This window comes from Pseudoalteromonas sp. SG43-6 (assembly GCF_014164365.1).
Lineage (GTDB): Bacteria > Pseudomonadota > Gammaproteobacteria > Enterobacterales > Alteromonadaceae > Pseudoalteromonas > Pseudoalteromonas rhizosphaerae.
Map to the genome: position 1 here is coordinate 1 of NZ_JACJEZ010000042.1, position 23,189 is coordinate 23,189.

17 protein-coding genes are annotated in these 23,189 nt (G+C 41.8%); 10 read left to right on the plus strand and 7 right to left on the minus strand.

Going from position 1 to position 23,189, the window contains the following annotated elements; genetic code table 11:
* Positions 1-46 precede the first annotated feature (46 nt).
* Positions 47-1,828 carry an ABC transporter transmembrane domain-containing protein gene (locus H5201_RS16450; RefSeq protein ID WP_182785084.1) on the minus strand — a complete coding sequence of 594 codons (1,782 nt, stop codon included), beginning with the start codon at positions 1,826-1,828 and terminating at the stop codon, positions 47-49.
* Between the two features lie 78 nt (positions 1,829-1,906).
* Between H5201_RS16450 and H5201_RS16455 the strand changes: the two genes are divergently transcribed.
* The 5 genes from H5201_RS16455 to H5201_RS16475 all read left to right on the plus strand — a co-directional run bounded on the left by H5201_RS16455 (position 1,907) and on the right by H5201_RS16475 (position 10,650).
* On the plus strand, positions 1,907-2,305 hold the full coding sequence (locus tag H5201_RS16455) for a DUF3224 domain-containing protein (protein ID WP_145241975.1): 399 nt from the start codon (positions 1,907-1,909) through the stop codon (positions 2,303-2,305).
* An 11-nt stretch (positions 2,306-2,316) separates the two neighbouring features.
* Positions 2,317-2,505 carry a hypothetical protein gene (locus H5201_RS16460; protein WP_145241973.1) on the plus strand — a complete coding sequence of 63 codons (189 nt, stop codon included), beginning with the start codon at positions 2,317-2,319 and terminating at the stop codon, positions 2,503-2,505.
* A gap of 9 nt (positions 2,506-2,514) precedes the next feature.
* Positions 2,515-3,132 carry a LysE family translocator gene (locus H5201_RS16465; protein ID WP_145241971.1) on the plus strand — a complete coding sequence of 206 codons (618 nt, stop codon included), beginning with the start codon at positions 2,515-2,517 and terminating at the stop codon, positions 3,130-3,132.
* A gap of 303 nt (positions 3,133-3,435) precedes the next feature.
* The gene (locus H5201_RS16470) at positions 3,436-6,318 is read left to right on the plus strand and encodes a TonB-dependent receptor (RefSeq protein WP_182785085.1); all 2,883 of its coding nucleotides are present in this window, start codon (positions 3,436-3,438) and stop codon (positions 6,316-6,318) included.
* Between the two features lie 21 nt (positions 6,319-6,339).
* Complete coding sequence (locus H5201_RS16475; RefSeq protein ID WP_182785086.1) at positions 6,340-10,650, plus strand: alpha-1,6-glucosidase domain-containing protein; 4,311 nt, start codon at positions 6,340-6,342, stop codon at positions 10,648-10,650.
* Positions 10,651-10,777: 127 nt separating this feature from the next.
* Here the strand turns inward: H5201_RS16475 and H5201_RS16480 are convergent, their stop codons facing one another.
* Entirely contained in the window at positions 10,778-12,103 is a 1,326-nt protein-coding gene (locus H5201_RS16480) for a basic amino acid/polyamine antiporter (RefSeq protein WP_182785087.1), read from the minus strand.
* Positions 12,104-12,128: 25 nt separating this feature from the next.
* The gene (locus tag H5201_RS16485; RefSeq protein WP_182719216.1) at positions 12,129-13,052 is read right to left on the minus strand and encodes a homocysteine S-methyltransferase family protein; all 924 of its coding nucleotides are present in this window, start codon (positions 13,050-13,052) and stop codon (positions 12,129-12,131) included.
* A 215-nt stretch (positions 13,053-13,267) separates the two neighbouring features.
* On the opposite strand from H5201_RS16485, the gene H5201_RS16490 reads away from it, so the two are divergent.
* Together H5201_RS16490 and H5201_RS16495 are read left to right on the plus strand one after the other, a co-directional pair.
* Complete coding sequence (locus H5201_RS16490) at positions 13,268-13,813, plus strand: PH domain-containing protein (RefSeq protein WP_182719217.1); 546 nt, start codon at positions 13,268-13,270, stop codon at positions 13,811-13,813.
* Between the two features lie 402 nt (positions 13,814-14,215).
* Positions 14,216-15,130, plus strand: coding sequence for a DMT family transporter (locus H5201_RS16495; RefSeq protein WP_182785088.1), 915 nt, complete (start codon positions 14,216-14,218; stop codon positions 15,128-15,130).
* 87 nt (positions 15,131-15,217) lie between these two features.
* On the opposite strand, the gene H5201_RS16500 is transcribed toward H5201_RS16495, so the two are convergent.
* The 3 genes from H5201_RS16500 to H5201_RS16510 form a co-directional block, all read right to left on the minus strand.
* Positions 15,218-16,999: an alkaline phosphatase gene (locus tag H5201_RS16500; RefSeq protein WP_182785089.1), complete on the minus strand. Its 1,782-nt coding sequence runs from the start codon at positions 16,997-16,999 to the stop codon at positions 15,218-15,220.
* Between the two features lie 79 nt (positions 17,000-17,078).
* Entirely contained in the window at positions 17,079-17,423 is a 345-nt protein-coding gene (locus H5201_RS16505; RefSeq protein ID WP_182762006.1) for a rhodanese-like domain-containing protein, read from the minus strand.
* 1 nt (position 17,424) lies between these two features.
* The gene (locus tag H5201_RS16510) at positions 17,425-17,613 is read right to left on the minus strand and encodes a DUF2892 domain-containing protein (RefSeq protein WP_149983085.1); all 189 of its coding nucleotides are present in this window, start codon (positions 17,611-17,613) and stop codon (positions 17,425-17,427) included.
* A gap of 130 nt (positions 17,614-17,743) precedes the next feature.
* Here H5201_RS16510 and H5201_RS16515 point away from each other — a divergent pair, with 130 nt between their 5' ends.
* The 3 genes from H5201_RS16515 to H5201_RS16525 are packed head-to-tail and all read left to right on the plus strand — an operon-like array spanning position 17,744 to position 22,389.
* Positions 17,744-18,046, plus strand: a complete 303-nt coding sequence (locus H5201_RS16515; protein ID WP_149983086.1) for a metalloregulator ArsR/SmtB family transcription factor — start codon at positions 17,744-17,746, stop codon at positions 18,044-18,046.
* A gap of 4 nt (positions 18,047-18,050) precedes the next feature.
* Positions 18,051-21,338: an efflux RND transporter permease subunit gene (locus H5201_RS16520; RefSeq protein ID WP_182719221.1), complete on the plus strand. Its 3,288-nt coding sequence runs from the start codon at positions 18,051-18,053 to the stop codon at positions 21,336-21,338.
* The gene (locus H5201_RS16525) at positions 21,328-22,389 is read left to right on the plus strand and encodes an efflux RND transporter periplasmic adaptor subunit (RefSeq protein ID WP_182719222.1); all 1,062 of its coding nucleotides are present in this window, start codon (positions 21,328-21,330) and stop codon (positions 22,387-22,389) included. The genes H5201_RS16520 and H5201_RS16525 overlap by 11 nt, the downstream gene beginning before the upstream one ends.
* Here H5201_RS16525 and H5201_RS16530 read toward each other — a convergent pair.
* On the minus strand, positions 22,382-23,059 hold the full coding sequence (locus tag H5201_RS16530) for a nitroreductase family protein (RefSeq protein WP_145241949.1): 678 nt from the start codon (positions 23,057-23,059) through the stop codon (positions 22,382-22,384). The two genes, H5201_RS16525 and H5201_RS16530, sit on opposite strands and share 8 nt — an antisense overlap.
* Positions 23,060-23,189 lie beyond the last annotated feature (130 nt).

Below are 23,189 nucleotides of genomic sequence, written 5' to 3' on the forward strand. Positions count from 1 at the left end.
CGCTTACCGCTTACCGCTTACCGCTTACCGCTTACCGCTTACCGCTTCAATCCCTATTAAACTGCAGCTCACATAATTTTTGATAAAGTGGATTACTCGCTAGCAATTGTTGATGAGTACCTGTTGCGATTATCTCTCCGTGCTCCATTACCACAATAACATCTGCATGTTTTACTGTGGCGAGGCGGTGGGCAATGATAAGCGTAGTACGGTTTTGCATTAAATGTTCAAGCGCAGCTTGTACATAATGCTCACTTTGCGCATCTAAAGCGCTGGTTGCTTCATCGAGTAACAGTATTTCTGGGTCTTTTAATATCGCTCTTGCTAATACAATTCGTTGTTTTTGGCCGCCTGATAAGCGCACCCCTTGCTCGCCTAAAAAGCTCTCGTAGCCGTTAGGTAATTGTGCAATAAATTCATCCGCGTGAGCATGCTTAGCGGCAGCATATACTTGTTCGTCGCTTGCATCTGGGTTGCCATAACGAATGTTATGCATCACATCAGAGCTAAATAAAATCGGGTTTTGTGCCACCATGCCCATGCTGTTTCTGAGTGTATTAAGGGATAGATCTTTGATATTAATATCATGAAACTTAATGTCGCCACCAGCAGGGTCATAAAAGCGTTGTAGTAATTCAAATAACGTGGTTTTACCAGCACCTGACGGACCAACGATTGCTACTGTTTGGCCTTGTTCAATCGTTAATGAAATAGTTTTTAAGGCGCTCACATCAGGACGAGATGGATAATTAAAGGTTACTTTATCAAGACTAATGGCTGGAGCGTTAGAGTTGTTATTTAATAACTGATCTTGTGGTACTGTAGGGTTCGTGATCTCACTTTTAACCGCGAGCAGTTCAAGTAACCGCGCCGCAGCGCCCGCTGCACGTTGTAGCTCGCCATACACCTCCGCAACGGTTGCTACCGACATCGCGACCATAATGGCGTAAAACACAAATGCACCTAACTCACCGCCAGTCATTGTGCCTGCCAGTACATCACTGCCACCTACCCAGAGCATCACGCTAATTGCGCTAAAGGTCAAAAATATTACTGCAGCAATTAAAAATGAGCGCTGTTTAATACGGCTTTTCGCAACGTTAAAGGCTTTTTCGGTCTCTAGTGCAAAAGCGTGTTGTTCGCGTTGTTCGTGGCTATAGCTTTGCACTACTTTAATATTTTGAATTATTTCTCCCGCATAAGTGCTGATATCGGCAATCGCATCTTGGCTGGAGCTGGCAAGTTTGCGTACTTTTTTACCAAAAATCATCATGGGTACTAACACCAGCGGCACACAGGCAACTACAACTAAAGTGAGTTTTAAGTTAGTAAATAACAACATGGCTAAACCACCGACTAGCATCAGAGCGCTGCGCAGTGCCATTGAAAATGACGAGCCAATGATTGATTGCAACAAAGTGGTGTCGGTTGTTAAGCGCGACATTAATTCGCCACTGCGGTTTTCTTCAAAGTAACTCGGGTGCAGGGTGACTATGCGATCAAATACCGCTTTACGAATATCATTACTGACGCGCTCACCAATCCATGACATTAAATAAAAACGGCTGAATGTTCCTATGGCTAATAAGCTGATCAAGCCAATTAGCACGATTATGGCTTGTTTTAATTGTTCTTGAGAGCCCGCAATAAAGCCGTGATCAATAACAAATTTAACTCCTTGGCCCAATGATAAATTAACCCCGGCAGTAACAAGTAATGCTGCAAGAGCTGCAAAAACCACCCATTTATACGGCTTAATAAACTGAAAAATAGGAATTAAACTACTAAAAGCAGCTTTGTCTTTTTGCTCGGTTTTACTATTGCTCATAGTGGATTCTTTTAGATGAATAGGGTATAGATATGGTTACTTAAATCATAATTTCAATAACTAACTAAGGGACTAACCATGACAACTGAAAAAGTAACGGGCGAATTTAACGTTAAACTCAATCCTATTGAAGGTTATGCAAAGGGCATTGATGGCGTAAACCTGGGTCGTATGTCGATTGATAAAACGTTTACAGGTGAGCTTGATGCAACCAGCACTGGCGAAATGCTCAGTGCCATGACCGCAACTCAAGGCAGTGCCGGTTATGTGGCAATTGAACAAGTAGTTGGCACACTTGCAGGTCTTCAAGGCAGCTTTGTGCTGCAACATTTTGGCACTATGGATAAAGGCCAAGATTCATTAATTTTAAACGTGGTGCCAGATTCTGGCAGTAATGAACTTGCAGGCCTTAGCGGAAAAATGGCAATTCGCATCGAAGCAGGTATACACATTTATGATTTTGAGTATCAATTATAAGCGATACAGCCATGCAGAAAATAATTGAGTTTAAAAAGCAGCGTGGCTTTTTTAGAGGCGGTATTGATATTGACGCACTTAATGAGCGAATTTATCAATTAAACCAAGATGGCTGGAAAGTAATAAATGTTAGCGCCTCTACAGGATTATACGGCCAAGTTTATGCATACATCTTACTTATTGAAAATGAAGAACTATAAGGAATATAAATGACGTTATCACTGTGGCTAAGCTTAGTCGCCATTTGTATGATGGGTGCAATGTCTCCTGGGCCAAGTTTGGCTGTGGTGTTAAAACACAGCATTCATGGCAGTATGAAGAACGGCATGTTGGCAGCGCTGAGTCATGGTGTTGGCGTCGGTTTTTATGCTGCAGCATCGTTACTTGGTCTCGGTGCACTAATGTTGCAATTTCCTACTGTGTATCAAGTGTTAGTTTACTTAGGTGCAGCGTACTTGGCATATTTAGGGGTTAAAATCTTATTAGCCAAACCAAGTAATAGTGAGTTAAAAGTGGCTCAGCAAAGTGGCAGTGCAAAACAAGCCTTGCAAGACGGCTTTGCTATTGCGTTTCTAAATCCTAAATTAGCGGTATTCTTTTTAGCCCTGTTTTCACAGTTTATAGATCCTGCCAATCTCAGCTTTAAGGTCGGTTTGATTATGTGCTTAACGGTTTTTACTATTGATACTGGCTGGTATCTGATTGTTGCAGCATTGACAGAGCTTTCAAAGAAGCGCTTTGCTTTTACTAAATCATCCCCATGGTTTGATAAAATATTAGCGGTGATTTTTATTGGTCTAGCAATAAGGGTGGTGCTAATGGTGTAGTTTATTAAACTTAACTAATCCTTACTACTTCCCTTTAAAGCTGTTTTTAGCAATTTCTAATTCACCTGTGTAATAGTGGCTTATGACTGAGTTATTCCGTTAGTCAGTCGATTTATTTTACGTTATCTACATGATCGCAGCACTTCTAAACTAAGTTCCTCACCTTGCTAGCTATTGCCCTTACTGCTGCATACGTATTCATCACACTTATTTTACTTTTTAGTTACACTTTATTGGTTTTATTTTATCCACAATTTCAAAACAAACAGCACACAATTATAAAATCAATAGGGTAGAAAGCTCATGGGGAAATTCAAACTAAGTGCGTTAATGCTCGCAATGTTTGCAGCCAGCAGTGTATTAGCTGCGGTTGAAAGTGACGCGCAAAGTACCGTAAAAAAACCACAACTAGAAGAAGATCTTGAAGTCATTGAAGTGCGTGGCTTTAGTCGTAGTTTAATCCAATCACTTAATCAAAAACGCTTTACTGATACGGTATCTGAGCAGTTATCGGCGGATGACTTAGGTGCTTTGCCTGATGTATCTATGGCTGATGCGCTCACTCGGTTACCGGGGATCTCAGCGGTACGAACCGGCGGGCAAGCGGCAGAAATCAACATTCGCGGTATGTCCGGTGGATTTGTATTTTCAACTTTAAATGGCCGTGAACAGGTATCAACTAGTGGCAGCCGTAGTATTGAGTTTGACCAATATCCGTCTGAATTGATCAGCTCAGCAGCCGTGTATAAATCACCAAAAGCATCGCTTATCGAAGGTGGTGTTGCAGGTACGGTAGAACTGCAAACAGCTAGCCCGCTTGATAATGATCAGCAACATAAGTTTGTGGTTAACGCCAGAGGTATGTACAACGACCGAGCGTCAGAGGTGAACGATGCCACTGAGTTTGGCGACCGCATTAGTTTTTCCTATCAAGGTAAATATCTTGACGATACTTTAGGTGTCGCACTTGGTTATGCTCGGTTATTTCAACCCAGCGTAGCAACACAGTTTATTGGCCTTGCCTATAACGATAATAAAGACGTTGATGGTGTTACAAATGATACTAATGGCCCCGAACTTAAACCTGAAAATGAGTATATCAGCGAAGGTTTTGAGCTTCAGCATTTAGGTGGAGAAGAAACCCGTAACGGTTATATGGCGGCGATTGAATGGGCACCGGTGGATAATTTTAAATTAAAAGGGGACGTGTTTTTATCACGCTTTGATACTGAGTCATTTGCCCGTGGGTTACGAGTGAAATTAGGTGGCCCAACGGCCACTTATACAAACGCTCAGCTAGAGGGAAATTCAGTAGTTGGTGCCTCTGTTAATCGTACTTCAAAAGGCTACACTCGCGTTGAAATTGTGAATGATGATAACCAAGACTTTGATGAAGTAGATAGCTACGGTGTTAACGCCGATTGGCAAGTGACAGAACGTTTAAACGTTAATGTTGATGTGTCGCTGTCACGGGCTAAAAGTAACTTTCGCAATGGCTTATTGTGGGCGTTGGTTGCCGGAGACGCCTCAGCCGAAGAACCTGTGTTAGATAAAAACGTATCAATAAACTACCAACTTAATGGTTTAAATTTACCTGATGTAGGCTTTAATCAAGCGGCTGCATTTAGTGATATCGACCGAGTAATGGTTAGTAAATACGGTATTTACCCTTATCAAAATGAAGATGAAGTAAGCGCTTATCGTCTTGATTTTAAATACGAGCTGAATAACAGCTGGTTTAGCTCTGTTGAATTTGGCGCGCGTTATTCAGATCGCGAATACAGCAATAACCGCTCAGTGTTTGAATACGGTAATGATGGTGATTTTTCAGTGAGTGAGCCGCCACTGCGTTTAACCAATGACATGGTAAATGTCGTTGACTGGGAAGGTGACTTTAGTTATTTCCCATCATATTTGGCGATTGATTTAGACAAAGCGCTTAATGCTTGGTTTCCTGAAGGCGCACCAGAGCCAGTTAAAACTTGGGGTAATGCAGATGGGGTAGTTGACTCGCAAGGTTACACCACTAACTACTCATGGACCATGCTACAAAGTGGCTCAGTGTATGAAGAAGTGCTTTCAGCCTACGCCATGCTTAATATTAATACTGAAATTGGTACTATGCCAGTACTGGGTAATATTGGTATTCGCCGTGTTGATACCGACCAATCGGCCACTATTTTAGAAAATGTTAATGGCGATTTATCACTCGGTGCACAAAACATTACCGACAGTATCGGCATCATAAATAAAAATTATTTACCTAATGTACTTGGCACAACTTATACCGATTATCTGCCATCCCTTAATTTAAACTTTCAGCTAACGGATAATACGCAATTACGCTTTGCGGCGGCTAAAGTAATGTCGCGCCCACCGATTAATCGCCTAGCGGGGGACGCCAGTGCGCAGGCTGATAAAACCAGCGGCAAAATTAACGGCTCAAGTACCAATAATCCATTCTTAAAACCATTTTATGCCGACCAATACGATATCTCTTACGAGCATTATTTTGATGAGTCAGATGGTGCGCTAGTGATCGCAGGTTTTTATAAAAACATCGATTCGTTTATCGATACCATCGCCATTGAAGGGTTTGACTTTAAAGGTAATGGTTTTAACGTCCCTGACTATATAGAAAATCCAGTCAGTGGTGAGCAAGTTGCCACAACTAACGGCACTTACACAACGGCGGTAAATAACGCCAATGGCGGTTATATTCGCGGTATTGAACTTGCCTACACGCAAGTATTTTCGTTTTTACCCGCGCCGTTTGATGGCCTTGGGTTTAACGGTAGCTATTCATACACCGAGAGCGAAGTTGAATCTATCACCAGCTTAGGTGGTGAAACGGTTACACAAGGTTTACCTGGTTTGTCTAAAAACGTGTTAAACGGCACTTTATTTTACAGCTTAGATAATTTTGAAACCCGCCTTAATGTGCGTTACCGCTCAGACTTTGTTTCAGAGCAAGTGGCGATCAATGAGCAAGTGGTTAATTTTGATGCCGAGACCGTGGTCGATTTTCAAACCTCTTATCAATTTACAGACTCATTTGGCATGTTGCTACAGGTTAATAATCTTACTGATGAACCAACCCAAAGTTACTTTGGCAATGAAAACATCACCGGTACTACCCAGTACTTTGGTCGTCAGGTTTATTTAGGTTTTACCTATAGCCACTAATAGCAAATTGGAGCATAAATAATGAATAAAATAACTAAATTGACTCATTTGCTATTAGCAGTGAGCTTAACACTACTGTTTGGCTGTGGAGGCTCAGGCAGTAGCGATGTAAAAGCAGGCCAAGCCTTATTGACTTGTGATGTACCGCAAGTCCCTAATGCAGCAGGCACTCAATGTGTTGCTCCTGAGCCTATCTCTTGTGACGCACCGCTGTTTCCAGATGCAAATAATGAAAGCTGTACCAGTGGCTATAACCCCGACTTACCAGACCCAGTGGTATTCGCCGGGGAAAATGAAGCCGTATTATTTTATAAACGTGATAAGAATGAAGGGTACGAAGGCTATCGTTTACACTCTTGGAATACCGACGGCTGTGATGCTTACGCGCCGCCGTTTGATGCCACCGATTGGGCTAATGGCCATGAATATAATGGTGTCGATCCAAACTATGGAGCTTATTGGATTGTCGCGCTAAAAGACGGTTATACCGAGTGCGCTAATTTTATTATTCATATTGGCACAGAAGGTTCAGGTAAAGCCCATGGTGATGTGGATTTAACAATGCCACTGATGCAGGACGACGAGCGTTTTGTACGTATGAACTTTACCTTTGATGGTGAGCCAACAGTATTTGAATACCCAGTAGAAGCGCTTGGCGAACGCCCGGTTGCAATTGACGGTGCATCAGCACACTGGATTGATTTAAATACTGTGCTGTATAAGCCAAGCAATGAGCTTACGCAGATTATTAAGCTGCATTCATCAGCTGCTGCCGATTTGGTTGTTGATGTTGATACTGGCTTAAATGGTGAAACCGTTGAATTAATGGCAACGAGTTTAACCGATGCACAAGCAGCGAAAGTACCGCACTTAACAGATTGGACTGCCTATCAAGGTAATTGGGATGCCGCTACTGCAAAACAACTTATAAAACAACAGCTCGTTGTAGCGGGCTACGATGCAGAAGGCAAGCTACTTGAAGCAAGTTTTGTGCAAACCGCCAAAGCCCTTGATGCACTTTACACCCAAGGTGAAAACGACGCAAATGAAGCCATGCTAGGCGTGCATTATAATAACAATGCAATTGATGTTTCAGTATGGGCACCAACCGCTAGCAATATGATGCTTAATGTATTTGACGCCGATAAAGCACAAGTACATAGCACTGCCATGACGTTAGACAGCAATACAGGTATTTGGTCAGTGAGTTTAGACAGCAAATACGACCGTCATTATTACCGCTATGCGTTTGATGTTTACCACCCTACTACTCAAGCGATTGAAAGTTTATGGAGTACCGATCCTTACTCACTGAATGTATCAAGCAATGGCCTGTATTCGCAGTTGATCAACTTAAATGATGACGATACCAAACCACAAGGCTGGGATGAGCGCAGTGTACCAACAATTACCAACCCGGAAGATGCCATTATCTATGAAGGTCATGTACGTGATTTTAGTATTCGCGATACGTCAGTAAGCGCAGCAAACCAAGGTAAATATTTAGCATTTACTGAGCTTGAAAGCATCCCTATGCAGCACCTTAAGCAACTAGCTGACAAAGGTTTAACGCATTTTCACTTACTCCCTGTAACAGACATTGGCACCATTGAAGAAGATGCGGATAAGCGCGTTGAAATCATTGACACCCTTGGTAAGTTATGTGAGCGAATAGACGATGCCGCCGATGCTTGTAAAATCGAAAATAAAAACAGTATCATTGCTGATTTAATGCAAAGCTACTTTCCGGGTTCTGATGATGCTCAAGCACTTGCCAGCGCGATGCGTGATTTAGACGGTTTTAACTGGGGTTACGACCCGCATCACTTTATTGCCCCAGAAGGTTCGTATGCATCAAGCAGTGAAGGGGTTGCCCGGGTTAAAGAGACACGCGCCATGGTACAGTCACTTCAAGAGATCGGCCTTCGCGTGGTTCTTGATGTGGTATACAACCATACAACGTCATCAGGCATTTGGGAAAAATCAGTGTTTGATAAACTCGTACCGGGTTATTACCACAGATACAGCGAAGTAACGGGCGATATCGAGCGTTCAACCTGTTGTGAAAACACCGCGACTGAACATGTAATGATGGATAAATTTGTTAGCGATTCACTAGTCATACTTGCTCGCGACTTTGGCTACGATAGCTTTCGCTTTGATGTTATGGGGCACATGCCTAAATCATCAATTTTAGCAGCGCGTGAAGCGGTGCAAGCTGTTGACCCTGACAACTACTTTTATGGCGAAGGCTGGGATTTTGGTGAAGTCGCTAATAACCGATTGTTCACTCAAGCTAAGCAAGCTGATATGGCAGGCTCTGAAGTTGGCACATTCAATGACCGCATCCGTGAAGCTGTGCGCGGTGGGGCTATGTTTAGCAATAACCCGACCGATGGTAATTTAGCAGACCAAGATACTCTGCGTTTATCACTGGCGGGTAATTTACAAAACTATATCCTGAAAGACTTTAAAGGTAATTCGGCAAAAGGTAATAGCTTTAGCTGGAATACGCAGCCGACGGCTTATGCTTTAGACCCTGCTGACAGCATTAACTACGTATCAAAGCACGATAACGAAACCTTATGGGATCAACTGCAATATAAACATGCAACAAGTATGAGTATTGAGCAACGAGTGCGTGCGCATAATATGGCATTAGCAATTCCGTTAGTAAGCCAAGGTATCCCGTTTATGCAACTTGGGGCTGATTTACTACGCTCAAAATCAATGGATCGTGATAGCTACAATGCAGGGGATTGGTTTAATGCGGTAGATTTAACGAAAGAAAATAATAATTGGAATATTGGTTTACCTAATGCTGAGAAAAACCAACAGAAATGGCCTGAAATCATTAAGCTCTCAGGTAATCCACAAGCTGCTGCACAGCCGCAAGATATAGCTTACGCAGGGGATGTGTTCCAAGAGTTTTTAGCTATTCGTAGTAGCAGCCCATTATTTAGATTAACCACAGAGCAAGATGTTATTGACCGTGTAGGTTTTCACAATGTTGGTAAAAACCAGCAACATGGTTTGATTGTAATGAGCATTGATGACGGTCAAGGTTTTGCAGATTTAGATAACCAAGTTGACGCGCTCGTAGTAGTAATTAATGCAACTGAGCAAGCGCTTTCACATACAGTACCAACCGCTGCTGGGTTTGAATTACATCCAATACTTAAAAACAGCACCGATAGCAGTATGTTTGGAGTGAGTTTTACTGCCAGTGAAACCGACGGTACATTTACAGTCCCAGCTTATACAATCGCGGTATTTGTAAAACCACAAGGCGAGAACCAAGGTGTAGGCTTAAGTGCGAATGCAACAGTGGGCGCGCCAGACGTAGTGCCTTTTGGCAGCACCACAGTATATGTGCGAGGTAGTTTAAATGATTGGGGCACAGCTGACAGCTTTGAGTATATGGGCAATGGTGAATACCGTATCGCTATTACTTTAACTGCGGGAGATTATGAATTTAAAATTGCCTCTGAAGATTGGTCGAGTGTGGATTTTGGCGCGCTGTCTGATGCTGATAAAGCAGTGTTGGAAAATCAAACCGAGCCTTTAATGCGCAGTGGCGCGAATATGACCTTTAATGCCGCAATTGATGCAACTTATGTATTCTCGTTTGATGCCAGCGATAAAGACAATCCAACGCTGAGAATTTATAACGAAGAACGATTCGTTGGCACGCCTGTCTTTGTTCGTGGCAGCTTAAATGAATGGGGCACCAGTGATGAGTTAATCTATCAAGGTAAAGGCGTTTATACCTTTACTAAAATTCTCAGTGTAGGTAGTTATGAATTTAAAATTGCTTCTGAAGATTGGGATACCGTTGATTATGGTTCCGGTGAAGCGGATGCAATCGTAACCGTTGCCGAAGATAAGTTATTAGCTGTTAAAGGCGCTAATATGACGATGGATGTTGCAACCGAGGGCGACTATCAGTTCATTTTTGATGCCAGTGATTTGAATGCACCCACGCTGAGTGTATTTAATGCGCAAATGTTTGCAGACACTCAAGTTTACTTACGTGGCAGCTTAAATGGCTGGGGTACCGACAACCCCCTAATCTATCAAGGGAATGCTATTTATAGTACATCACTTGATTTAGATGCCGGTGATTATGAGTTCAAAATAGCCTCTGAAGATTGGAACACTGTGGACTACGGCGGGGTAGGCGATGCACCAATAGTTAATATTAACGAGATAATGTTGCTTGAAGTGATAGGTGGCAATATAGCGCTGAGTATTACCGAATCAGGTAATTACACGTTTAAAGTGATTGGCCCAGATAAGGACAATATGAACCTACTTATTACTAAACAGTAGTGATCATATTTTCCTAGGCTTAAGCTGAGCATAACCCTGTATGCTCGGCTTTTTTAGTGCCTACTTATTTAAAATTGCATTAAAAGGCTTAACCTGAACTCTGGTAAAGATTTTTAATGCACTGATTTTAAGTATTTTTATTTAACTTAAATTGTTTACGGCTATACATAAATAGCATGATGCCAGGAATGTATAAAATAACAGATAGCAGCAGCGTGTTTAGCCCCGCAGCATATACTAACCATAGTCCATAAATACTGGCACCAAAGCCCATCAGCTTAATAGCAACAGAAAGCTTTTTTGCAAAGGCTACTTTTACCATGTAAGCGGCCACTAAAAAGTAAGGCACTAATATCATGGACGTAGAAACAAGAACTAAGGTGTTATAGCTTTTACCAGTAAATAAAATAAGCACTAAGCAAAGCTGAACAGTTAGGCTGGTTAAGGTCAGTGATGCAATAGATGTCCCATTGCTATTTTGTTGCTTAAATATGTTAGGAAATGCGCCATATTTGGCTGCGCTGTTAGGTACTTCTGCAGCATAAATAATCCAACTTAAATAAGAGGCTAATACAGACACAATAAGTCCCGCGCTAATCATAACTTTACCACTGGTCCCTGTTATCATTGCCATAATACCTGCCATTGAAGGGTTACTAAGCTCTGTAATATTGGCCTGACTCATTAACCCAAATGCCAACATAGTGATGGCTATATATAAAATTAGCGCAGCAATCACGCCTATAAATGTGGCAAGGCCTATGTCTTTACGGTTTTTAGCTCGAGCCGAAAGAACTGCCGCACCTTCAATGCCAGTAAACACCCATAAAGTAATTAGCATAGTGTTTTTTACTTGTTCAATAAAATCAGTTTTCACGCTGACATTGCTTTGATTTGCTTTAAATATTACAGGGTCAAAGTACGCGTAAGCAAAGCCTATAAATAATAATAAGGGTATCACTTTAGCTATGGTGCCAAGTAGGTTTACAAAAGAGGCTTGCTTAATGCCTCTAACAATAATGAAATGCACAGCCCATAAAATAATAGATTCACCGATAAAGGCTGCAAAAGTATTACCATCGCCAAATAGGGTGCGTTCTGGGGTATCAATAAATGCACCTAAAGCAGCAAACGCCACAACTAAATAACCAACAACACCAATGGTGGCACACAGCCAATAGCCCCATGCAGATAAAAATCCAGCAAGCTCGCCAAAACCTTCTCGGGCATAAATATAAATACCGCCATCAAGTTCAGGTTTAGCGCGAGAGAGTTGCAAAAAACATCCAGCAAGTAGCAAAATACCAACACCAGTAATAAGCCAGCCAACTAACACTGCATTTACGCCCGCAACTTCAGCCATATTTTGTGGCAAACTAAATATACCCGCACCCACCATGGCGCTAAATACCAGCGCGGTTAGCGCTACTAATCCAATTTTATTTTCTTTCATTTGACTGCTTATACTGTGTTAATTACTAACCTTTTAAAGGCGCAAAGTGATGGTTTAATTGGGCTATATGCTCAGGTCCAATACCACAGCAACCTCCAATTAGGGTGGCGCCTTGTTGATGCCACTTTTTAGCCCACTCTAGATATGAAAGAGGGGTTAGATCTTCTCGTACTTCATCTAAACCTTCGTTAGCCGTAGCTTCTTTAGTTTGTGGTGCAAATGCATTCGCATACGCACCTATTTGTACGTGCTCTGCCTGCAGGTCTTTTAAAACATCTAAGGTTACGGTTAAAGCATGCTCAATAACCTCTGGTTGGCAGCAGTTAAATAAAATGCCCGTTACCTTTGCATTTAGCATGGCAGTTACTGCATCTTTTACAGATTCTCCTGAGCGCAGAGTTGCTTGATTACTTGGTTGTTCATCTTCAAGGGTAAAAGCAACCCATACCGGTTTTTGGTTGTTGCAGATCTGGTTAATTAACGTGTTTATATCTAGCGCTTCTTGAATAAGGCTTTGCGTTTCTATTAGCCATAAATCAGCATAAGGCGCTAAACCTTCGATTAAAGGCGTTGCGATACGACTAAGTTGATCAGCTTGGTATAAATCTGGACGATAAGAGCCAAACATAGGTGGTAAACTGGCTGCGATTTTAGTTCCTATATTATTTTGTATTACAGCGTCTTTTGCGGCTTGGCCAGCTGTTGCAGCAAGTGATTTGGCTGATTGTGCAAAGCGCTCTTCGCCAATGTGAAAAGGTACTAACGCATAGCTATTTGTGGTAATAATATTGGCACCACTTTGAATAAAGTTACTGTGTGCTTGGGTTACTTTTTCAGGCGCCTCTATTATGGCAAGCGCAGACCACTCAGGCTGTTGAAAGGGAGCGCCAATGCGGGTGAGCTCTCGGCTCATGCCGCCATCAAGTAAAGTTAAGGTGTGAGTTGTCATTGCGCTTCCTCTGTATGAGATAATCTTGTTGTGGATGTTTAGACGTCTATAAATCCGATTGCGAGAATATAGAACACACGACCTGTTTAAACAACCCTTTGTGTTAATCTTTTAGGTTTATTGGCAATACTTCGTAATAGGGTAACAATTTAGCTAAATTGCATTCAACTCAGTGATCACGTAATTTAAATGTTTAATCAAATTAAGAGTAAGCTATGAGTACCCCTATTTTAAAAAGTGCTAAATTCGACTCTAAAGTAAAATCATACTGGGTAGTGCTTGGAGTTATCACTTGTGTATTGTGTTTGGTAGGAATTCCATTTATCCCATTCGTCGCTTTCATTATCTGGCTGGTGGCAGGGCGAATATTGGCAGCTATGTCAGCTAACTTATTAGAGCGAAAGCTAGTTGTTAAGCGCGGTGTATTTTTCAAAGAAGAAAAATCCATCCCACTTGAAAAAATAACTGACGTCGGGTTAAGCCAAGGTCCACTGATGCGCTTGTTTGGTTTGTACCGCTTGAGTTTTGAAACCGCAGGTCAGTCTGGTCATGGCGCATTAGTATCGTTACTTGGGGTAGTTGATGCCAGTGAGTTTCGCGAGGCAATCTTAACTCAAAAAGATAATCTAACCGCACAGCAGTCAACTACAAAATCGGCTGATCATGAACCACAAAGCCAAGTTGAGCTAATACGCGCACTTACTTACAGTGTGAAAAATATTGAACAAATGTTAGTGACAATGCTGGATGATAAAAAGTGAGAACAGCTTTATATTATACTGTGTTGTTTAGGTTGTTCTCCCCCCACATTACAGTGCCTCTTAACCTCTTTGTGAATAAATCACGTAAAGATTTTTTGTACAAAAACCGTGACTATTAAGCAAATAAGTCATTATTTTTTTGGTGTGATAACGTAAGGCCAATATCTGAACTTTTTCATTAACAGCAAGGGTCTTCTTTTGTTTTAACCCTCCCAAAGTGTCTTATGCTATTAGCTCAAATTATCTCTAAACCTCTTGCCTTGTACCTTTTACGGGTGTAATTTAAAGCGGTTTTATCTGAAAAGGATGCAGCTTTATTAGGGGTCAAAGTAGTTGATTTCTAATAGGACTCTAATTTTGTAGCATATATTTGTGCTACACAAACACATGGAGAGAAGTTAAATGGCTAGTAAAGAGTCAACCGCAGTAATTTGGATGTTGTCAGATTCATTTATCTTAAGTGTGATGTTACTAATCGGTGGTTTTTTAGGTAAAGCTATCAGCCCATTCCAAGTTGTCTTTTTGGTTAATGTAATTGCAGCTTGTGCGGCCATTATATTATTCTCGAAAGGTAAATGGGAAAATATCAAACCCCAAAAAATGAAGCTACATATTTTCAGAGGACTGCTTGGTGTTAGTTCAACAATATGTTTGTTTTATGCTCTGCAATATCTAAGTTTAGCGGAAGTAACCGCGATTAACTTTTTTGTGCCACTTATAACGTCCATTTTGTCGGTGTTTATCTTTAGAGAAAAACCAAAAGCCTATGTCTATATCGCTATTATTTTGAATTTAGCTGGAGTGATGATGCTGCTTTCTCCAAAACTAATGGCGAGCCAAGTAACGCAGCAAAACCTCTATCTAGGATTGATCTTTGCACTGTCAGCGGTAGCTATTTTAGTCATTTATAATATTAATTTAAAGAAAATAGGCAATGCAGAGAAAGTTGTGCCTCAAATGGTTTTTGCTCCCCTCTATTCGGCGATTATCTTATTACCCGTCTCTATTTTTGTGTGGAAACCTTTAGGTACAAATAGTGCTCTACTAATTATGCTATATGGTGGGCTCCTTATTACTAAACTTGCAGCACGTTTTTTCGCTTTTAATAAAAGTGACTTATCTAAGCTAATGCCGCTTGAATATGCGCAAATTCTATTTTCTAGTATTTTGGGCTACATTTTTCTTCAACAAACTCAAACTTTATTGGGTATCGCAGGCATTGTATTGATCGTGCTATCAAGTATCGCTCATGTTTTATTCATGCACTTTGAGAGGAATAGCGACACTAAGAATATGAAAGGAATTACCAATGATTAAAGTCTTAACGCAAAAATCCCGGCGATCAAGTGATCGCCGGGCTGTTTTAATCTTTCATCTAAAGCTTTTTCCTAGCACCTAGAATCTTTACCCTTGTATTACTGGCTGACCTGCTAGCATACGTAGTTCTTTACTGCGCTCGGTTTGCATTTCGTATGAAGCGGTTTTAATGCTGCTCACGTAATTCCACTTAGCGGTGGCTTGCTCTGGGGTAAAAGTAACGGTTAAGTAGCCACGATCTACGAGGTTGTTATAGATTAAATCATTAACCAATAATGGGATTACTTGCTCCATTTGTGCGGTTGCTTCTGGCCCTTGCGTATTCAGTGCTAGATATTCTTCAAGACCAGGCGAAGACACAGAAGAGGTAGCAAATTCTACACCGGCATTTTGTGACGCTGCAATTGGGTTTGCAGCATCAGTAACTAATTGCCCAGCCCAACCGTTATGAGTATCACCCGCTAAAACCACTAAGTTCTTTTGTGCGGCAATGGCAGTACCAAGCAGCACTTCACGTTCGTAGGCGTAACCATCCCATGCATCTAAATTGTATGGTGCAGTAGTATCAACTCGAGCGCGTTCGACATCAGTAACACTTGGATCGCCTGCAAGCACGCGGCCTTTGATTTGTGCAAGTTCAGCAAATAATGCCGATGCTTGTGCTAATAATGCATTTGTGTCGCCGCCATTTGCTTGACTTATTTGTAAGCTCACTAGTAGTTGCAGTACTTCAAACGGCAAATGCATTTTGGTCATCAGTACTTGTTGGCCAAGTACCTGCCATTTTGAGTTTGATGTTGTCATGCCATCAGTGAGCCATGTTAGCTGCTCATTGCCAAGTAATGCGCGCGATGGTGAGCTTAGTGCGTTTGCAAAATCACTTTGTCCTTGTGCACTGGTTAGGTCAAAATCAGCATAGTTTAGCTGTTCATCACGGGCGAGTACACGCGTGTCTAGCATGTATAAAGAGACTAAATTACCAAACTCAAAGCGACGGTAAATTCTTTCTTTATCAGCTACATTACGAATTGGCATCCATTCAAAATAGGCCTGTAGGGCATGTAGCTTACGTTCGCTAAATTCACCTTCGCCTTCATTATGGTTTTCTGCGCCATTTCGCCATGTGTCATTGGTAATTTCGTGGTCATCCCACACAGTAATAAATGCACAGTTACTATGCGCAGCTTGTAAGTTTGAATCAGTACGATAGTGGGCATAGCGGTTACGGTAATCAGCTAAGCTAATTATTTCGTCACTGTTATCTTCTGGCAGTAAACGGCCTAAAATACCAGCATCTTCAGTAGCGTAGCCATCATTGCCGTATTCATAGATGTAATCACCTAAATGCAATACAGCGTCTATGTCTGTTTGCTTGGCTATTTCACCATACACATGGAAAAAGCCTGCGGGGTAGTTGGCACACGATATAACAGCAAATTTCACTTTATCAATGCTGCCTGTTGGTAGTGTTTTACCTGCACCAATAGGTGAGGTTTTGCCATTCGATTTAAAGCGATAATAGTAAGTGGTGTTGGCGTTTAAGCCTTGTAAGTCGACTTTTAGGGTGAAGTCTGTAGCTGCACTTATATGTGTTTCACCATTGTGGCTGATATTAGCAAAGTTAGGGTCGGTTGCTGCTTGCCATTGTACTTTAATGCTGGTGGTTGTTGGATCTAGAGGGGTTACACGAGTCCACAGAATTAGGCTGTCAGCTAATGGATCACCACTGGCAACACCATGAGCAAAGCTCACGTCAAGAATGTCGTCATCTTCATCATCAAACCGACAAGCTGTTAATCCTAATGATAAAACGGCGACACCAAATCCTGCCGCCGAGGCTTTTAAAAAATTTCTTCGTGTAAACGTCATTGCTCTGTACCGCTAAATTTAAAAGTAAGAGCTTATCCGACCAGTATGACTTTTATGTGAAGCTGTTATGCCAATTGCATTAAAATACTTGGCAAACCTGTTCTGCATGACAGGTAATAACGGTGACGTTTTCATAACCAACGCGGGTAAGTGCTTCAGCGCTTAATGTTGCGCGTGCGCCACTGGCGCAGTGTAAGTAAATTGGCCGAGCTGGGTCTTTTTCGATTTCCATTAACTTCATTTCTAGTAAACCTCGGGGAATATTAATTGCGCCGATAGCTGCTTTTGCCGCATGTTCGGCGGGTTCACGTACGTCAATTAATAGCCCTTTGTTGCCAGCAATTTCTTGCTTGGCCTGTGTAGCCTCAATGCGGCGTTGATTTGGCGTAATTATTTTCATTAGATCTGGGATTGAAGTAAGCATGTTATTCCTCGAAACCTAGTTTTTTTAAAAGAGTGATCATCGGGCACCATTTACTAAATGCTGATTGAATTAAGTTTAGAGCAATAAACACTGTAAACCAAATCCACAATGGATCATGAAATTGCTGTAGTAACAATGATATGCAAATCATTACACCTGCTATCAAGCGAAGAGCATCGTTTAGTTTCACGGTTAACCTTAGTAATAGTGACTGTTACTATTTAATATATTAGATAAAGCTACATTAGTAAATTATAATATTAGACTTTTCTAATATAGCTAACTATAATCTGCTGTACTTTGAATATAAGAGTGGAACTATGACTATCGACTTTGCAGCTATGGCTAATAACGTAGAGCATGCTGAGCAGCTATTAAAAATTTTAGCAAATAAAAACCGTTTAATGATTTTGTGCTCTTTGCAGGGGCGTGAAATGAGTGTTTCTGAATTAAATGCGGCTGTACCACTTGCACAGTCTGCTTTATCGCAGCATTTGGCTGCACTACGAAAAGCAAATATTGTTAGTACTCGTCGCGAAAGCCAGACCATCTATTATCGGGTGATTAACGACAACGCACAGGCTATGTTAGCCACGCTCTATGGTTTATTTTGTAAGGAATAACCAAATGGATAAGCTCGACAGTGCAGTAAAAAATAGTCTTAACGGGCGTATTCCTATCATTATTTTTGTAATGGCTGTGTTGCTTGGCATTATGGCGCTGCAGCAAACTTCCCGTGAAGAAGAACCGCAAATAGTGGTGCCGATGCTGGATATTTATGTCTCAGCTCCTAACATTGAAGCTCCCGAAGTGGCAAGGCTGGTCACGCAACCACTCGAAAAGTTATTGGCGCAATTACGCGGTGTTGAGCATATTTATTCAACCACACAAAGTAATGGCACTGTGGTGACATTGCGCTTTACTGTGGGTCATGATCGTGAACAAGCAATCCTCGATACTTACGCCAAACTATATAGTTATCAACATACCATGGCGTCAGTTATTAGTTCATGGCAGGTGCGCCCGGTCGAAGTAAATGACGTGCCGATTGTGATGCTAGGCTTATTTAGTAAAGATCCTAAATTATATAACGACTATGAGTTAACCCGTTTTGCTAACGAAATTGCGAATAGTTTACAGCGCATAGAAAACACCAGTGAAGTTAAAGTGATTGCTGGGCGCAAACGCACTTTAACGGTCAATTTAGATGCGACGGCCCTAGCAGCTCATCAAACTACGCTCAGCGATGTTTATTATGCACTGAGTGTATCTAATCAATTATCTCAGGTTGGCAGTGTTGTTAATGCAGAGCAACAAATCATGCTACAAGCTGGTGATGTGTTACGAACAAAAGCCGCGATTGAGCAGCTTGTTGTAAATGTTATTAACGGCAAAAGTGTTTATTTAAAAGATATTGCAAAAGTACTCGATGGACCAAGTGAGCCTGAAAATTATCAGTGGCTGGCGCAATCTGATACCACACAAGAGCATCCTTTAGTCACCTTAAGTGTTGCTAAAAAAGTGGGCACAAATGCAGTCGCGGTCGCAAATGATGTACACGCAATGATGGCTGATTTAAAAACTAATTTTTTACCTTCGCAAATAGATTACACAATACTTAGAGATTACGGGCAAACCGCTAACGAAAAAGTGAATAATTTAACCTCAAGCTTAGTGTTTGCGGTATTTACCGTAGTGATTTTTGTTGGTGTATTTTTAGGCTGGCGACCCGCTATCGTTGTTGGTTTAGCTGTGCCAATTTGTTATGGCATAACCTTAAGCCTCGATTTTGCGTTTGGTTACACCATTAACCGAGTAACGTTATTTGCATTGATATTATCACTGGGCTTGCTGGTGGATGATCCGATAACGGGCATTGATAATATTAGCCGTTTTTTACAAAACAAAGGCAATAAAAAACAACAGATTGTCGCTGCAATGAGCGAAATACGTGGGGCATTATTAATGTCGACACTGACCATCATGGTGGCTTTTATTCCTTTGGCTTATATCACTGGCATGATGGGCCCATATATGGCACCAATGGCATTTAATGTGCCTGTAAGCGTGATGGTCTCAACCATTGTGGCATTCTTTGTAACTCCTTGGCTTGCCATGAAGTTATTAAAAGAACCGGTTGTTGAGCACAATGATTTGACTTCCCCTAAAGTAGCTATTTATGAACGCTTATTAACGCCTTTACTGGCCAGTAAAGGGCGCGCAAAACTGATTTTATGGGCAACCTTAGGATTATTTATTATCAGTGCATTGCTGCCCGTGATGCGAATGGTGCCGCTGAAGTTATTGCCGTTTGATAATAAAAATGAACTACAAGTACTGATAGATATGCCCGAGGGGATGAATCTGGAGCAAACAACACTGACCGCTCGTAAAGTACAAGCAATAACATGGCAGCTTAGTGAAGTAAGTGAAATAGCTGCGTATGTAGGGCAACCATCAAGCATGGATTTTAATGGTATGGTGCGCGGTTATTATCGCCGTGAGGCCGCTAATTTAGCTGAGCTTAGAGTATTACTATTAGACAAAGCGCAGCGCGATCAACAGTCTCATGGTGTCGTGATGCGTTTACGTAAACAGCTTGAGCCATTGGCCGTTAATGGCATTGTGATAAAAGTGGTTGAAGTTCCACCCGGGCCGCCAGTATTTAGCACCTTAGTGGCTGAAGTGTATCGTGATCCGTTTGTTGATACGCAAACCCACCATCAAGCGGCTCAACAAGTTGCACAACGACTGAAGCAAGAGCCCCATGTGGTTGAAGTTGATACAAGTATTGCAGCCACGGCACCGATGCAGCGCTTTATTACCGATAAAGCCAAGGCGGCTTTGTCGGCGGTATCAACACAAGATATTGCCAATACATTAACGATTGCATCTGCGGGTAAAAATGTGGGCGTAATGTATGTCAGTGGTGAAACGCAGCCCGTTGAGATCAAAATGCAATTACCATATCAGCAGCGAAACCAATTAGCGCAACTGCTTGCTATACAAATCAGAGGTGATAGAGAGCTGGCAAAATCAACTAATGAGTTTGGTTTAACTAGTGCGCCACGACCGTTGGTGGCTTTATCTGAGCTGGGTGAATTTCATAACCTAAATGTCGCAAAACCGATTATGCGTAAAGACCAACGCGAGGTTGTATACGTGATGGCAGAGCTTAATGGCCGTACTCCTGCAGAAATCATTGCGGACGTAAACGCTGATTTAAATGTAAGTAGCGATGATTTTGAGCAAACAAATTGGTTAGCCCGCAGCTTTTTTAATAACGGTGGAACTCAGGCTTGGCAATTACCACAAGGCACGCATGTAACGTTTAGTGGTGAAGGTGAATGGCGGATCACAATTGATGTGTTTAGAGATATGGGAATTGCGTTTGCTTTTGCGTTAACCGCCATTTTTATTATTTTACGAATACAAACGCAATCTGCCAGTTTATCACTGATTATTATGTCGGCTATTCCACTTACTGTGATTGGTATTATGCCGGGTTTTTGGTTATTAAATCAGTTTGGTGAGCGCTCCATAGCCGGTGCTCCAGAGCCTGTGCTATTCACCGCAACAGCGATGATCGGCATGATAGCACTTGCTGGTATTGTGGTGCGTAACTCGCTTATTTTAGTTGAGTTTATTAATCAAGCTCGCGAGCAAGGGATGGCAATAAAAGCGGCATTGATTGCCGCAGGCACAACGCGGATGCGGCCAGTATTACTGACTGCTGGCACAACTTTATTAGGCAACTTAGTGATTACGTTAGACCCCGTATTTAGTGGTCTTGCTATCGCTATTATTTTTGGCATTGTGGCATCAACATTGTTTTCGTTGTTTGTGGTGCCGCTAGTTTATTATTTAGTGTTTGCGAACACACAAACAACCGAGGATGAAGCTCATGCAAGGTAAATCAAAACTGTTCGGCTCAATCATTGCGTTGTTAGTGATTATTGTTGCCGTGCTTTATATGGCAGGCAGCTTTTCAAATAAACAAGCCGCAGGAAATAAACCCGTATTAGCAACGACATATGAGGGAAAAGTCGCTACCGTTGAGCTGACGGCGATCAAGCACAGTGAAGATGTTCCCGGTACTGTGATTGCAAAACAAAACACGCAAATTTCGTCACGAGTGATGGCACAAGTGGAACGTTTAAATGTACGTGCTGGTGATAGTGTTGTGCAAGGCGATGTTCTCATTACTTTGCAGCAAGACGATTTTAAAGCGAAATTGGCACAAAGTGATGCGCAAATAAAAGCCATTCAAGCGTCACTTACACAAGCTGATAAACAGCTTAAGCGCGTAACTGACTTATATTCACAAGGGTTGGTATCGGTTAGTGATAATGATGAAGCAAAAGCGAAATTTGATAACTTAACCGCAAGCTTAGCTGTTGCCAAGCAACAGCAAACCCAAGCACAAGTCGCACTTGAATTTACCCGTATAAAAGCGCCCATTTCTGGAGTTGTTGTAGAGCGGTTAGTTGAACCAGGTGATACCGCAGTGCCTGGTTCACCTTTATTGGCACTTTATAATCCACAACAATTACAGCTTGAATTTAATGTACGAGAACGTCAGGCAATTAGCCTCACACTGGGTCAAAGCTTAACGGTCAGTTTGCCTTCACTTAATATAACCGCTGTTGCGGTGGTGAGTGAAATTGTTCCGATTGCCGATAGTGCTGCACGTAGTATGTTAATTCGTTTAGAGTTGCCAACACAATCAAACTTGATGCCTGGTTTATATGCACAGCTTCACTTGCCACTGGATACCGAGCAAGGAATTTTAATTGAGCCAAGTTGGGTGCATGAGTACGGTCAATTAGCCATGGTATATGTTATTAACGAGCAAAAGATTGAGCGCCGCTTTGTTCGTTTAGGGGAGGTGATTAATGCTAAACAGCATATTATCGCCGGGCTTAACGCCGGCGACACATTAGCGGTGGATTTTAAACCTAAATGAAGGTCGCAACTTCATCGAGTGATTTTTTCACCAAGGCATGATTAGGCACAGTAGCATCATCACTTGGGTAACCGGCAATGAGCAGCATATAGGGGCGTTCGTTGTCTTTGTCGCGGCCACAAATGTCGGTTAAAAAGCTCATTGGTTTAGGTGTGTGAGTTAGTGTTGCAAGCCCTGCGCGATGTAATGCTTGAATTAAAAAGCCGGTGGCAATACCGACTGACTCATGCACATAGTAGTTGGTGTTTTTATCATCAGTATTTAAGCCGCCTTTCTTTTGGCTGAATACGGCAATTAGCCAAGGTGCATGCTCTAAATAAGGTTTGCTGGCATCAGTGCCTAATGGCTTTAGAGCATCTAACCACTCTTCACCAGCGCGGCCTTCATAAAATGAGCGTTCTAATTTCTCGGCTGCTTCACGAATTTGCTTTTTCACATCACTACTATTAATTGCTACAAAATGCCACGGTTGGTGGTTTGCACCACTTGGTGCTGTAGCTGCGGCTTTAATGCAGGTTTGAATAATATCTTTTGGCACCGGTCGGTCGCTAAAACTACGAATTGTATGACGACGCTGACTGGTCGTTAAAAACTCATTAGCGCGTTCTAGCATCTGTTCATGTGGATATTCAATAAAGTCTGTAAGTGGTTGGTGGTCATGTTGCTGCATGGCTTTTCGCTTCTTATTAAATGTTGATAACTATTTTTATACCCAGTAGCGAGATCAGGTGCAAGTAATATTTTGCTTACGTTTTTCTGTTTTCAGATAACAATATTACTTTGTCGGTTTTCATTACCAT

Bases quoted from the DNA above. Each gene is read 5' to 3' on its own strand.
- H5201_RS16465 (WP_145241971.1), top strand. From the start codon at position 2,515: ATGACGTTATCACTGTGGCTAAGCTTAGTCGCCATTTGTATGATGGGT.
- H5201_RS16460 (WP_145241973.1), top strand. From the start codon at position 2,317: ATGCAGAAAATAATTGAGTTTAAAAAGCAGCGTGGCTTTTTTAGAGGC.
- H5201_RS16525 (WP_182719222.1), top strand. From the start codon at position 21,328: ATGCAAGGTAAATCAAAACTGTTCGGCTCAATCATTGCGTTGTTAGTG.
- H5201_RS16530 (WP_145241949.1), bottom strand. From the start codon at position 23,059: ATGCAGCAACATGACCACCAACCACTTACAGACTTTATTGAATATCCA.
- H5201_RS16500 (WP_182785089.1), bottom strand. From the start codon at position 16,999: ATGACGTTTACACGAAGAAATTTTTTAAAAGCCTCGGCGGCAGGATTT.
- H5201_RS16485 (WP_182719216.1), bottom strand. From the start codon at position 13,052: ATGACAACTCACACCTTAACTTTACTTGATGGCGGCATGAGCCGAGAG.
- H5201_RS16505 (WP_182762006.1), bottom strand. From the start codon at position 17,423: ATGCTTACTTCAATCCCAGATCTAATGAAAATAATTACGCCAAATCAA.
- H5201_RS16475 (WP_182785086.1), top strand. From the start codon at position 6,340: ATGAATAAAATAACTAAATTGACTCATTTGCTATTAGCAGTGAGCTTA.
- H5201_RS16490 (WP_182719217.1), top strand. From the start codon at position 13,268: ATGAGTACCCCTATTTTAAAAAGTGCTAAATTCGACTCTAAAGTAAAA.
- H5201_RS16515 (WP_149983086.1), top strand. From the start codon at position 17,744: ATGACTATCGACTTTGCAGCTATGGCTAATAACGTAGAGCATGCTGAG.
- H5201_RS16495 (WP_182785088.1), top strand. From the start codon at position 14,216: ATGGCTAGTAAAGAGTCAACCGCAGTAATTTGGATGTTGTCAGATTCA.
- H5201_RS16470 (WP_182785085.1), top strand. From the start codon at position 3,436: ATGGGGAAATTCAAACTAAGTGCGTTAATGCTCGCAATGTTTGCAGCC.
- H5201_RS16455 (WP_145241975.1), top strand. From the start codon at position 1,907: ATGACAACTGAAAAAGTAACGGGCGAATTTAACGTTAAACTCAATCCT.
- H5201_RS16520 (WP_182719221.1), top strand. From the start codon at position 18,051: ATGGATAAGCTCGACAGTGCAGTAAAAAATAGTCTTAACGGGCGTATT.
- H5201_RS16450 (WP_182785084.1), bottom strand. From the start codon at position 1,828: ATGAGCAATAGTAAAACCGAGCAAAAAGACAAAGCTGCTTTTAGTAGT.
- H5201_RS16480 (WP_182785087.1), bottom strand. From the start codon at position 12,103: ATGAAAGAAAATAAAATTGGATTAGTAGCGCTAACCGCGCTGGTATTT.